11 protein-coding genes are annotated in these 12,047 nt (G+C 69.0%); 8 read left to right on the top strand and 3 right to left on the bottom strand.

The features are described from left to right. Positions 1 to 210: 210 nt before the first annotated feature. The 3 genes from TSH20_RS31130 to TSH20_RS31120 all read right to left on the bottom strand — a co-directional run bounded on the left by TSH20_RS31130 (position 211) and on the right by TSH20_RS31120 (position 3,868). A complete protein-coding gene (locus tag TSH20_RS31130) occupies positions 211 to 1,377 on the bottom strand; it encodes an iron-containing alcohol dehydrogenase (RefSeq protein ID WP_085082706.1) in 1,167 nt (388 codons plus the stop codon). A 52-nt stretch (positions 1,378 to 1,429) separates the two neighbouring features. Further along, entirely contained in the window at positions 1,430 to 2,638 is a 1,209-nt protein-coding gene (locus tag TSH20_RS31125; RefSeq protein ID WP_085082708.1) for an ABC transporter substrate-binding protein, read from the bottom strand. 63 nt (positions 2,639 to 2,701) lie between these two features. Then, positions 2,702 to 3,868, bottom strand: a complete 1,167-nt coding sequence (locus tag TSH20_RS31120) for an acetyl-CoA acetyltransferase (RefSeq protein ID WP_109156740.1) — start codon at positions 3,866 to 3,868, stop codon at positions 2,702 to 2,704. A gap of 372 nt (positions 3,869 to 4,240) precedes the next feature. On the opposite strand from TSH20_RS31120, the gene TSH20_RS31115 reads away from it, so the two are divergent. The 8 genes from TSH20_RS31115 to TSH20_RS31080 all read left to right on the top strand — a co-directional run. Continuing rightward, positions 4,241 to 5,317, top strand: a complete 1,077-nt coding sequence (locus TSH20_RS31115) for a phosphotransferase family protein (RefSeq protein WP_109156741.1) — start codon at positions 4,241 to 4,243, stop codon at positions 5,315 to 5,317. Positions 5,318 to 5,362: 45 nt separating this feature from the next. Further along, the gene (locus TSH20_RS31110; protein WP_109156742.1) at positions 5,363 to 6,544 is read left to right on the top strand and encodes an acyl-CoA dehydrogenase family protein; all 1,182 of its coding nucleotides are present in this window, start codon (positions 5,363 to 5,365) and stop codon (positions 6,542 to 6,544) included. Continuing rightward, complete coding sequence (locus tag TSH20_RS31105) at positions 6,541 to 7,332, top strand: glucose 1-dehydrogenase (RefSeq protein ID WP_247871438.1); 792 nt, start codon at positions 6,541 to 6,543, stop codon at positions 7,330 to 7,332. Before TSH20_RS31110 ends, TSH20_RS31105 begins: the two co-directional genes overlap by 4 nt. Further along, a complete protein-coding gene (locus tag TSH20_RS31100; protein ID WP_109156743.1) occupies positions 7,329 to 8,531 on the top strand; it encodes a CaiB/BaiF CoA-transferase family protein in 1,203 nt (400 codons plus the stop codon). The genes TSH20_RS31105 and TSH20_RS31100 overlap by 4 nt, the downstream gene beginning before the upstream one ends. Before the next feature lie 52 nt (positions 8,532 to 8,583). Beyond that, the gene (locus tag TSH20_RS31095; RefSeq protein ID WP_085082720.1) at positions 8,584 to 10,212 is read left to right on the top strand and encodes an AMP-binding protein; all 1,629 of its coding nucleotides are present in this window, start codon (positions 8,584 to 8,586) and stop codon (positions 10,210 to 10,212) included. Then, on the top strand, positions 10,209 to 10,901 hold the full coding sequence (locus TSH20_RS31090; protein WP_085082722.1) for a nitroreductase: 693 nt from the start codon (positions 10,209 to 10,211) through the stop codon (positions 10,899 to 10,901). The genes TSH20_RS31095 and TSH20_RS31090 overlap by 4 nt, the downstream gene beginning before the upstream one ends. A gap of 35 nt (positions 10,902 to 10,936) precedes the next feature. After that, positions 10,937 to 11,698 carry an SDR family NAD(P)-dependent oxidoreductase gene (locus TSH20_RS31085; protein ID WP_109156744.1) on the top strand — a complete coding sequence of 254 codons (762 nt, stop codon included), beginning with the start codon at positions 10,937 to 10,939 and terminating at the stop codon, positions 11,696 to 11,698. 10 nt (positions 11,699 to 11,708) lie between these two features. Next, a partial coding sequence (locus TSH20_RS31080) for a histidine phosphatase family protein (protein ID WP_146207505.1) occupies positions 11,709 to 12,047 on the top strand: 339 nt, incomplete at its 3' end.

The raw sequence follows: 12,047 nt of genomic DNA, 5'->3' as shown, positions 1-12,047 counted from the left end.
ATGGTGCCGCGGCGAACCTGAAGGTTCACCTCCTTCACCGCCACGAACCCCTTGAACTCCTTCGTCAGGTTGCGCGCTTCCAGGATGACGTCTGACACCACATTTCCTCCGCTCGCGCCATTGAATTCAACTTTTTGTTGTGCGAACATTTTTGTTGAGAGCCCCCGCGTCGATGAGCCCCGAACACGCCCTGTTTCACATTTGCGGCGTTCACCATGCCAATTCGAGGATCTCCCGGACATCATCCTCCCCGGTGATCGGACGCGGGTTGCTGCGCACCATCATGTTTTGCATGGCCCCTGCCGCGATGGCTGCGAAATGGCCGCGCGTCACCCCGACCGACCGCAGGCTGCCCGGCTGGCCGAGATCGTGCACCAGATGGGAGACCGCCGCTGCTGCGTCGCCGTCCCCCCATCCCAGCGCGCGGGCCACCAGCGCTTGGCGGTCAGCGTTCACAGCATGGTTCCAGCGCAGCACGCTGGGCAACATCACGCAGGAGCAATGGCCGTGCGGCACGCCGGCGACCGCGCCAAGCTGGTGGCCGATGCCGTGGCTGGCGCCCCACTCCACCCGGCCGAGCCCGGTCGTGGCCAGCCAGACACCGAGCTGGCTCTCCAGCCGGGCGTCGAGATCGTCCGGACGCTCCCGGTTGGCCCGCAGCGCGCGCGCCAGCATGGTCAGCCCGTGCAGGCACGTCGCGTCGGTGAAGGGCTGCGGCCGGCGCGAGCAGACCGTTTCCACCGCATGGTCGACGGCGCGGATGCCGGTGGACAGCCACAGCCGCTCCGGCGTGTGGACCGTCACGGCGGGATCGAGGATGACCACCTGCCCACCGATGTGCCGTCCGGTGTAGAGATCCTTGACCCGGCGCTCCGGGTCGGTGGCGCCGCCCAGGTTGGAGAATTCGGCCCCCGACAGGGTGGTCGGCACGATGATCTGGCGCAGCGGCGGGTCCTTCACCACCGGGACGATGCGGCTTCCGTCCTCAGCGACCCGGATGCGGACGGTGTCGAAGCCGGCCGCGTCGGTGATCCCCTCGGCCAGCGCCACCAGCGCCACCTTCACCGTGTCTATCGGCGTTCCGCCGCCGACGGTGACGATCAGGTCCGGTTGGAGCCGCCGCACCTCCCCGGCCAAAGCGAGGACGGAGGCGCGCGGCACATGCTCGACGCAGCCGTCGAAGACCCCGGCGCAGGCGTCGCCCAGCGCCACACGGATGGCGGCGACGACATCGGTGGAACGGCTCAGCGTCCGGCTCGCCACGATCAGCGGGCGCCGCTTGCCCAGCGTCGCGACGGTGGCCGCAACGGCCTCGGCCGCCGGCCGGCCGTAGATGACTCGGTCTTGCGCCAGAAACTCATAGACTCCTACCTGCATCGCCGTTCCCCCGTTTGCTGGTCCCCTCGCGCCGGCCGGCGTTACCGCCCGGTTACTGCCCGACCAGCGGGCAGCCACCTTCCGACATCGGGCGGTAAGCCTCGTCGCCAGGCACACGGCCCAGGATCTTGTAATAGTCCCAGGCGCCCTTGGATTCCGCCGGGCTCTTGACCTGGAACAGGTACATGTCACGGACGACGCGCCCATCGGCCCGAATCTTGAAATTGTCGCTGAACATGTCGTTGACCGGGATCTCCTTCATTGTCTTCGACACGGTCAGGGAGTCGTCGGTCCCGGCCTTCTCGACCGCTTTCAGATAATGCAGCACCGCACCGTAGACGCCGGCCTGCGCCGCCGTCGGCGCACGGCCGCCGAACCGCTCCATGAACTTGCGCGACCAGGCGCGGGTCTTCTCGTCCTGGTCCCAATAGAAGGACTCGGTGAACACCAGCCCCTGCGCGTCCTTCAGGCCGATCGAATGGACGTCGGTGATGAAGATCAGCAACCCGACCAGCCTCTGCCCGCTCTGGACGATGCCGAACTCGGCGGCCTGCTTGATCGCGTTCACCGTATCGCCGCCGGCGTTCGCCAACCCGATGATCTTGCTCTTGGACGCCTGCGCCTGAAGCAGATAGGACGAGAAATCGAGGGTGTTCAGCGGATGGCGCACGGTTCCCAGAACCTTGCCGCCGGCCTTCTCGACGAAGGCGATGCCGTCGCGCTCCTGCGAATGGCTGCCGGCGTTGTCGCCGGTCAGGAAGAACCAGGTGTCGGCGCCCTGCTTGACCAGCCCGCGCACGGTGCTGTTGGCCATGGCGTAGCTGTCATAGGTCCAGTGGATCGTCGTCGGCGCGCAGGACTTGCCGGTGAAATCGGTCGAGGCCGGACCCGACAGCATCAGCATCCGGTTCTTCTCGCGGGTCACGCTCAGCACGCCGAGCGCGGTGGCGGAGTGCGGCACGTCGACAATGGCGTCCACCCCGTCGCGGTCGATCCATTCCCGGGCGATGGCCGACCCGACGTCGGGCTTGTTCTGGTGGTCGGCACTGACGAGGACGACCGGCTTGCCGGCGACCTTGCCGCCGAACTCCTCCACCGCCATTTTCGCGGCGACGACCGAGCCCTCGCCGCCGAGATCGGCGTAGAGCCCCGAGCGGTCGTTCAGCACGCCGATCTTGATGGTGCCGTCGGAGATCTGTGCCGCCGCCGGCCCGCCCGCAGCAATGCCGGCCGCCAAGGCGGCGATGAACGCAATGCGCATTTCGTGTCCTCCCAGAACGTTGTTTTTCAAAGTCGTCTTCAGCCGTTCGACCGGCTTGCCGTCTCAGCGCACGCGCTCAAGCACGCTGACGTAGTTGGCGACCGCGGCACCGCCCATGTTGAAGATGCCGCCCTTGGTCGCCCCCGGAATCTGGACACCGCTGGCCGTGCCCATGAGTTGCATGGCGGTCATCACATGCATCGACACGCCGGTCGCGCCGATCGGGTGTCCCTTGGCCTTGAGCCCGCCCGACGGGTTGACCGGCAGCCGACCGCCGACCTCGGTCCAGCCCTCCAGCAGGGCGCGGTGTCCCTCACCCGGCGGCGTCAGCCCCATCGCCTCGTATTCGATCAGCTCGGCGATGGTGAAGCAGTCGTGCGTCTCAACGAAATCGAGATCGTCGAGCGTCAGCCCGGCCTGCTCCAGTGCCTTGCGCCAGGCAACCGAACAGCCCTCGAAGCGGGTCATGTCACGCCGGCCCATCGGCAGGAAATCGTTGACCTGCGCCTGCGCCCGCAGCCCAACCGACTTGGCGGCCCCCATCGCGACGTCGCCATGGACCAGCACCAGCGCCGCCGCCCCGTCGGACACCATCGAACAGTCGGTCCGGCGCAGCGGCCCGGCGACCAGCGGATTGCGGTCGGACACCGTCCGGCAGAACTCGACGCCGAGATCCTTGCGCATGTGGGCGAGCGGATTGGCGGCACCGTTCCGGTGGTTCTTGGCGGCGATCTGCGCCAGCGCGTCCGACCGGTCGCCGTAACGCTGGAAATAGAGCTGGGCGATGCGGCCGAAGATCCCGGCGAAGGACAGATCGCTGCCGTCCTCCTCCGCCAGATAGCTGGCCGACGCCAGTGACGTCTGCACCTGCGCGGCCGGCGCCGCGGTCATCTTCTCCACCCCGACGACCAGCACCGAACGCGCCCGCCCGGCACCGATGGCCATCGCCGCCTGACGGATCGCGGCGGACCCGGTGGCGCAGGCGTTCTCGACGCGGGTTGCCGGCTTGAAGCGCAGGGCGTCGGCCGCCTGCAAGGCGAGCGAGGCGGGAAAGCCCTGCGGGTCGAGGCCTTGGTTGAAATGGCCGACGATGATCTCGTCGATGTCGGCGGGTGCCAGCCCGGCGTCGGCGATCGCCTCGGCGGCGACGCGCACCACCAGCGATTCAAGGGTTTCGTCGTCCAGCTTGCCGAAGCGGGTATGTGCCCAACCGATGATGTGTCCCAGCATGGTCTGACCTTCGTATCGGGGAGAGGGGCGTGGCAGGGACCACGGGGCTCCGGAGCCGCGCCAGAGCGGAAGGACCATTCAGCAACCGCAGGGGCGCCGTCGTTCCGCATTTATAGTCTGACAATCGAACTATTGATTGGCCGCACCGGCGCTGTCAATCACCTTTCAAGCACCGATCGCCGCTTTCAACCGCAGCGTTCTTTGCGTCGCAGATGGCAATATCGCAATTTTCCGGTTCGGGCGCCATGTCGGAGCCTATTGACGGGCGTCCGATTTTGCACATACGATCCGATAGTCGGACTATAAATTGGCCGGTGCGGTGACCCACCCGCCATTCCGCCACCCTTTCCCAGCCCCTTTCCCGGACCGACCATGCCGCTTGAGAATTCGATGTTCCGCGCTCCCAAGGACACCGCCCGGCTGGACTGGGCGGCGATCGCCGGTCATCTCGCGGCGCACGGGCTGCGGCTCGACCGCGAAACCCCACCCCGCCAGTTCACCGGCGGACTCGCCAATCTGAATTTCCTGGTGTCGGTCAATGGGACACCGGCCGTCCTGCGCTCGCCGCCGCCGGGACCGCTGCCGCCGGGCGCCAACGACATGGCACGGGAGCACCGCATCCTCAGCCGGCTGTGGCGCACCCTGCCGTTGGCGCCGAAAAGCCTGCATCTGTGCGAGGATGCCGGGGTCGCCGGCCATCCCTTCATCCTGCTGGAGCACCGGCCGGGCGTGACGCTGGCCGGTTCCACACCGCCGCTGCTGGAACAGCACCCGGATGCGGGGGCGCGGCTGGGACCGCTGCTGGTCGACTGCCTGGCCGACATCCACGCCGTCGATCCGGCCGCCGTCGGGCTCGGTGACTTCGGGCGGCCGGACGGCTTCCTCGACCGTGCGGTCGCCGGCTGGAGCAAGCGCGCCCATCTCTCCGCCGGGCCGGACGGCCCCCCGGCGCCGGCCGTCGAGCTGACGGTGTGGCTGGCGGACCAGCTGACCCGCGTCCGACCCGGTCCGGCGACCCTGCTGCACAACGACTTCAAGCTGGACAACCTGATCCTCGACCCGGAACGGCTGGAGCCGGTCGCCATCCTCGACTGGGACCAGGGCACGCGCGGCGACCCGCTGTTCGATCTCGCCACCCTGCTCAGCTACTGGACGGAGGCCGGCGACCCGCCGGTGATGCACGATCTGGCGCAGATGCCGACGGCCGGTTTCGGCTTCCCGAGCCGCAGGGAGGCGGCCGAACGCTACGCCGCCCGCACCGGCCGGGACCTGTCGGAGTTCCGGTTCCACCGCGTGCTCGCCCTGTTCAAGCTGGCGGTGGTCTTCCAGCAGCTCCACGACCGCTACCGCAGCGGCACCACCAGCGACCCGCGCTACGCCGGCTTCGGTGCCATCGCACGCGGCCTCTTCGATTTTACCCACGACATCGCCCAGGGGCGCGGCTTCTGAAGCGCCCCCTCCCCTCGACGCTCATTGCCAGGGACAGGAACCCCGATGGATTTCTCGCTGCCGCCCGACCTGATCGCGCTGAGGGACCGCACCCGGTCCTTCGTGCGCGACGTCCTCATCCCGCTGGAGAACGACCCGCGCCAGGGTCCACACGGGCCGACCGACGATTTCCGCCGAGAGCTGAACGCGCTGGCCCGCGACGCCGGGCTGCTCGCCCCGCACATGCCCAGGGAGTGGGGCGGGCTGGGGCTCGACCACCGCGGCAAGGCGGTGGTGTTCGAGGCGGCCGGCTACGGGCTGCTCGGGCCGCTGGCGCTCAACATCGCCGCCCCCGACGAGGGCAACCAGCACCTGCTGGAGCAGGTGGCGGACGAGCGGCAGAAGCGCCGCTGGCTCGCTCCCATGGCGTCCGGCGAGATCCGCTCCTGCTTCGCGATGACCGAGCCGCATCCTGGGGCCGGCTCCGACCCGTCCCTGCTGCTTACCAGCTACCGCCGGACCGCCGGCGGCTACGTGATCAACGGCACCAAATGGCTGATCAGCGGCGCCGAGGGGGCCGGTGTCTGCATCATCATGGCGCGCGACGAGGCCTCCCCCGACGGCGAGCCACGCGCCACCATGTTCCTCGCCGACATGGACCGGCCCGGCATCGTGATCGAGCGCACGCTCGACACGCTGGACCAGAGCTTCCCCGGCGGGCACTGCGTGGTGTCCTTCCAGGATTTGTTCGTCCCGGAGGAGGATGTGCTGGGCCGCGAGGGCGAGGGGTTCCGCTATGCCCAGGTCCGGCTGGCGCCGGCCCGGCTGACCCACTGCATGCGCTGGCTGGGGGCCGCGCACCGCGCCCACGACGTCGCCACCGCCTACGCCCGCGAACGCCGCGCCTTCGGCAAGGCGCTGATCGACCATGAGGGGATCGGCTTCCAGCTCGCCGACAACGAGCTGGATCTCCATACTTGCGGGCTGGTCGTGGCGCACGCCGCCTGGGTGCTCGACCAGGGCGGCAAGGGACGCCATGAATCGAGCGTCGCCAAAGTGATCTGCTCCGAAGCCATCTGGCGCGTGGTCGACCGCAGCCTCCAGGTCCTCGGCGGACTCGGCACCACCCGCGACACTGTGGTCGAGCGCATCTTCCGCGAGGTGCGGCCCTTCCGCATCTACGACGGCCCGTCCGAGGTCCACCGCTGGAGCATTGCGCGCAAGCTGGCGCGGGAGGAGGCCCGATGAGCGCCCCCACCCTGCAACAGCGCATGGCCGGCCTGTTCGACCTGACCGGGACGGTGGCCGTGGTCACCGGCGGCGGGCGCGGCATCGGCCGCTCGATCGCCGAAGGGCTGGCCGGCTTCGGAGCCGAGGTGGTGCTGAGCGGCCGCAACAGCGCCGTCCTCGCCGCCACCGCCGAGGCGATGACGGCGCAAGGCGCCAAGGTCTGGTGGCAGGCCGCCGACGTCGCGCGCGAGGAGGAGGTGGAGGCCCTGCACGCCGCCGTTCTGGAACGCCACGGCCGAACCGACGTCCTGGTCAACAACGCCGGCATCAACCCGATCTACAAGGCGGCGGAAACGCTGACCCGCGAGGACTGGCAGCCGATCATCGACATCAATCTGGGTGGCGTCTTCCACTGCTGCCGCCATTTCGGCGCCGCGATGGTGGAGCGCAAGGCGGGCAGCATCATCAACATCAGCTCTGTCGGCGGCCATGTCGGCCTGCGCAAGACGCTGCCCTACTGCGCCGCCAAGGGCGGGGTGGAGCTGATGACGAAATCGCTGGCGGTCGACTGGGCGGCCTCCGGCGTCCGCGTCAACAGCATCGCCCCCGGCTTCGTCGAGACCGACCTGACCGCCGGCATGCGCGAGCACGAGCAACTCTCCCGCCGCCTGCTCGGCCAAACCCCGATGGGCCGCTTCTGCGGACCGGACGAGCTGATCGGCGCCGCCGTGTTCCTGGCGTCCGCCGCCTCGGCCTACGTCACCGGGCACAGCATTCTGGTCGATGGCGGGTGGACCGCGCAATGACGACCTCCCCCAACACCCCCTTCGCCGATGCGCTGGCCGGTCTGGTCGTGCTCGACCTGACCCGCCTGCTGCCGGGCGCCTTCTGCACCCAGCTCCTCGCCGATCTCGGGGCCACGGTCGTCAAGATCGAGGAGCCCGGACGCGGCGATTACAACCGCGCTTTCGAACCGCTGAACGTCGCGGAATCCGGCTCCTTCCTGCTGCTGAACCGCAACAAGAAGAGCGTTACGCTGAACCTGAAGACCGAGGAGGGCAAGGCGATCCTCAAGCGCCTCGCCGCCAAGGCGGACGTGCTGGTCGAGGGCTTCCGCCCCGGCGTGATGGACCGGCTGGGCGTCGGCTACGAGACGCTGGCCCGCGAGAACCCGCGCCTGGTCTATTGCGCGATCTCCGGCTTCGGGCAGGACGGTCCCCTCGCCAAGGCGCCCGGCCACGACCTCAACTACATGGCGATCGCCGGCGCCCTGCCGTTGTTCGGCAAGGCCGGAGAGGATCCCATCGTGCCGGGCCTGTCGATCGCCGACCAGGGTGGTGGCTCGCTGATGGCGGCCTTCGGCATCCTGGCGGCGGTGCTCGGCCGGCAGCACACCGGGCGCGGGCAGTTCGTCGACGTTTCGATGACCGATGGGGTGGTGGCTTGGCTGGCCTACCATGCCGCCGACCGCTTCTTCGCCGGCATCGAGCCCCGGGGAGGCGAGCGCCGCTTCCTGGGGCAGGCGCCCTGCTACAACGTCTTTCGCTGCGCTGACGGCCGCTGCATCACGCTCGGCTGCATCGAGGAGAACTTTTGGCACCGCTTCTGCGATCTGGCCGGGCTGGAGGATCTGAAGGACCGACAATGGCCCGAGGGGGCCGAGGCCGCCGCCCAGATGGCGCGCGTCGCCGACCATATGGCCAGTCGGACCTGCTCCGAGTGGATGGAGCTGCTCGGCCCCGCCGACCTGCCGGTCGTTCCGGTCAACAGCATGAGCGAGGCGTTCGAGCACCCCCAGCTCAAGCACCGGAACATGCTTCTGCACATGGACCACCCGGTCGAAGGGCGCATCCCGCAGCTCGGCTTCCCAATCAAATTCTCCGGCACGCCGGGCCGGTTGCGCACACCGCCGCCGCTGCTGGGCGAGCACACCGATGAAATCCTGTCCACGCTCGGTTATGACGGCGAGGACATCGCACGGCTGCGCTCGGACAAGGTCCTGTGACCGCGGATCGGAACCAAGAAACCCACAGGAACGCACAAGGGGGAGACACAGCATGCCCGCCACCGCCGACATCACCACCGCCTCATCCGGCGAGCCCTTCGCCTGGGACGTCCCGGAAACCTTCAACTTCGGGGCCGATGTCGTCGACCGCCACGCCGCCGACCCGGCACTGACCGCCCTGCTCTGGTCGGACGCCGCCGGCCGGGAGGAGCGCTACAGCTACGCCGACATGGCGCGCCTGACCAACCGCATCGCCAACGCACTTGCGGCGCGCGGCATCGTCAAGGGCGATCGGGTGCTGGTCATGCTGCCGCGCATTCCGCAATGGCAGATCGCTTTGGTCGGTTGCCTGAAGCTGGGCGCCGTGCCGATCCCCTGCATCGAGATGTTGACCGAGCGGGACGTCGCCTACCGTCTCGCCCATTCGGAGGCCCGGGCCGTGGTGACGACCGCGGCCTCGGCGCCGAAATTCGCCGCCATCGCCGATATGCCGGCCCTGCGCATCGCCGTGGGCGACCCGCCGGCGGGCTGGACCGGCTGGGCGGCGGCGATGGCGGAGGCCCCGGACGACTTCACCCCGGCGGTGGTTCGGGCCGAGGATCCGGCGATCCTCTTCTACACCTCCGGCTCGACCGGACATCCCAAGGGCGTCACCCATGCGGCCCGCGCGCTCTACGCCTGGCGGGTCTCGGCCGAGCACTGGCATGGGCTCCAGCGCGGCGACGTGATGTGGTGCACCGCCGACACCGGCTGGAGCAAGGCCGGCACCAGCATCCTGTTCGGCCCCTGGAGCCGGGGGGCGGCGGTGGTCTTCCACGACGGTCCCTTCGACCCGCGCGCCCGCTTCGAACGGATGGCGCGCCACCGGGTGAACGTCTTCTGTGCCGCAGCCACCGAATTCCGCCGTCTGGTGCAGGAGGATGTTTCGGGCTTCGACCTCTCGGCGCTGCGCCAGGCGATCTCCGCCGGCGAGTCGGTGAACCCGGCGGTGGTCAAGCGCTGGACCGCGCTGACCGGCGTGCCGCTGCGCGAGGCCTACGGCCAGACCGAGACGTTGATGACGGTGCTGACCATGGCGGCGGACGAGCCGCGTCCGGGCTCGATGGGCCGCGCCTCGCCCGGTACCGTCATCGCGGTGATCGATGAGGAGGGCCGCCGGCTGCCGCCCGACACACCCGGCCTGCTCGCGGTCCGGCTGCCCAATCCGCAGGTGATGCTGGGCTACTGGAAGGATCCGGAGCGCACCGCCGACTGCCGGCTGGAAGGGCCGGACTGCACCTGGTTCCTCACCGGGGATCGGGCGACGTTGGATGCCGACGGCTACTTTCACTATCTCGGCCGCAACGACGATCTGATCAACTCGGCCGGCTACCGGATCGGCCCGCTGGAGGTCGAGAACGCGCTGATCGAGCATCCGGCCGTGCAGGAGGTTGCCGCCGTGCCCAGTCCGGACGAGGAGCGCGGCGAGGTGGTCAAAGCCTTTGTCGTGCTGCGCGCCGGCCAGTCCGGCTCGCCCGAGCTGGTCAAGGAACTCCAGGATTTCGTCAAAGGCCTGACTGCCCCTTACAAATACCCGCGCCGCATCGAGTTCGTCGACGAGCTGCCGAAGAACGCCAGCGGCAAGATCCTGCGCCGGGAATTGAAAGCGCGCGAGTTTGCGGCCCATGGCGCCGTCCCATGACGGCCGTGCAGGTTTCCAGCCTGTCGGCGACCGAAGCGGTTCGCAGCCGGCGGAGCGTCCGCGCCTTTCTGGACCGGCCGGTTCCACGCGCCCTGGTCGAGCACATCCTCGAAGTGGCCGCCCGCGCGCCGAGCGGTTCTAACATCCAGCCCTGGAAGGTCCATGCCGTTGCCGGGGCCGCGCGAGCGGCTTTGACGACGGAACTTATGGTCCTGCATGACGCCGGGATTCCGCCCGACCCTGAATATTCCTATTACCCGGCGACGTGGCGCGAACCTTACCTGGGGCGTCGCCGCAAGGTCGGCTGGGGCCTGTACGGTGCCCTTGGAATCGCCAAGGGCGACCGGGAGCGCATGGCGCGCCAGCACGGCCGCAACTACGACTTCTTCGGCGCCCCGGTCGGGCTGTTCTTCACGCTGGACCGTGCCATGGAACGGGGGAGCTGGCTCGACCTCGGCATGTTCATGCAGAACGTCATGATCGTCGCCCGCGGGGTCGGCCTGGACACCTGCCCGCAGCAAGCCTTCTGCAATTATCACCGCATCGTCCGCCGCCACCTCGGCATTCCGGACGGGGAGATCCTGGTCAGCGGTATGGCGCTCGGCCACGCCGACCCCGCCGCTCCCGAGAACCGCTTCGACACCGACCGCGAGCCGGTGGACGGCTTCGCGCGCTTCGTCGGTTTCTGACCCCCTGCTGCATTTCTTCTTCAAGGACATCAGCCATGACTCCGTCCACCCATCCCGTCATCGTCACGGGTGCCGCCTCGGGCCTGGGCGCCGCCACCGCGCGGGCCTTTGCCGCCGCCGGATCCAAGGTCGCGCTGCTCGACCTGTCCGCCGAACGTCTGGCATCGATCGGCGATGAGACCGGCGGCCTCGCCATCCCGTGCGACGTCACCGACGCCGCCTCGGCCGAGCGCGCGGTGGCCATGGCGGCCGAGGCGCACGGACCGGCGCGCATCCTGGTCAACTGCGCCGGCATCGCTCCGGCCGGCCGCATCGTCGGCCGCGACGGGCCGCAGCCGCTCGACGAGTTCGCCCGGGTCGTGTCGGTCAACCTGATCGGCACCTTCAACCTGATGCGGCTTGCTGCTGCGGCCATGACGACGCTCGAACCGCTGGAGGACGGCGAACGCGGCGTGATCGTCAACACAGCGTCGATCGCCGCCTATGAGGGGCAGATCGGACAGGCCGCCTACGCGGCGTCGAAAGGGGGCGTCGCGTCCCTGACCCTTCCGGCCGCCCGCGAACTGGCCCGTTACGGGGTGCGGGTGGCCGCGATCGCGCCCGGCCTGTTCGGAACGCCGATGGTCACCGCCATGCCGCAGGAGGTCCAGGACGCCATCGTCGCCAACATCCCCTTCCCCCACCGCTTCGGCAAGCCGGAGGAGTACGCCCGGATGGTCCTGTCGATTGTCGAAAATCCGATGGTGAACGGGTCGGTCATCCGGCTCGACGCCGCGTTGCGCATGCAGCCGAAATAAGGCGGTAGCGATGAAGGGGCAAGGGACTGTCCGGCGCCGGGTCCATCTGGTGCGGCATGGGGAGGTGGCGTATTTTGACCGGTCGGGGCAGCCGCACAACCCGCGCGACGTCCCGCTGACGCCGGCCGGGCTGAAGCAGGTGGAGGCGCTCGCCCACCATCTCGCCGCGGTTACCATCGACCGGGCGGTGTGCTCCGGCTTGCCCCGCACGCGGGAGACCGCCGGGATCCTCATCGCCGGACGCGGGCTGCCGCTGGAGGAGGATGAGCAACTGTCTTGTTCATGTGTTGGTGGGAATGGCTGCCAGTGCGTCACGGACCCGAGCGTTGAGAATTGTCAGCATTTTGTG

Origin of the sequence: Azospirillum sp. TSH20, from assembly GCF_003115935.1 — a bacterium.
Taxonomy (GTDB): Bacteria; Pseudomonadota; Alphaproteobacteria; order Azospirillales; family Azospirillaceae; genus Azospirillum.
Note: the sequence above shows the minus strand (reverse complement) of the source record. Positions and strands in the feature narration are given on the sequence as shown.

Bases quoted from the DNA above. Each gene is read 5' to 3' on its own strand.
- TSH20_RS31130 (WP_085082706.1), bottom strand. From the start codon at position 1,377: ATGCAGGTAGGAGTCTATGAGTTTCTGGCGCAAGACCGAGTCATCTAC.
- TSH20_RS31125 (WP_085082708.1), bottom strand. From the start codon at position 2,638: ATGCGCATTGCGTTCATCGCCGCCTTGGCGGCCGGCATTGCTGCGGGC.
- TSH20_RS31120 (WP_109156740.1), bottom strand. From the start codon at position 3,868: ATGCTGGGACACATCATCGGTTGGGCACATACCCGCTTCGGCAAGCTG.
- TSH20_RS31115 (WP_109156741.1), top strand. From the start codon at position 4,241: ATGCCGCTTGAGAATTCGATGTTCCGCGCTCCCAAGGACACCGCCCGG.
- TSH20_RS31110 (WP_109156742.1), top strand. From the start codon at position 5,363: ATGGATTTCTCGCTGCCGCCCGACCTGATCGCGCTGAGGGACCGCACC.
- TSH20_RS31105 (WP_247871438.1), top strand. From the start codon at position 6,541: ATGAGCGCCCCCACCCTGCAACAGCGCATGGCCGGCCTGTTCGACCTG.
- TSH20_RS31100 (WP_109156743.1), top strand. From the start codon at position 7,329: ATGACGACCTCCCCCAACACCCCCTTCGCCGATGCGCTGGCCGGTCTG.
- TSH20_RS31095 (WP_085082720.1), top strand. From the start codon at position 8,584: ATGCCCGCCACCGCCGACATCACCACCGCCTCATCCGGCGAGCCCTTC.
- TSH20_RS31090 (WP_085082722.1), top strand. From the start codon at position 10,209: ATGACGGCCGTGCAGGTTTCCAGCCTGTCGGCGACCGAAGCGGTTCGC.
- TSH20_RS31085 (WP_109156744.1), top strand. From the start codon at position 10,937: ATGACTCCGTCCACCCATCCCGTCATCGTCACGGGTGCCGCCTCGGGC.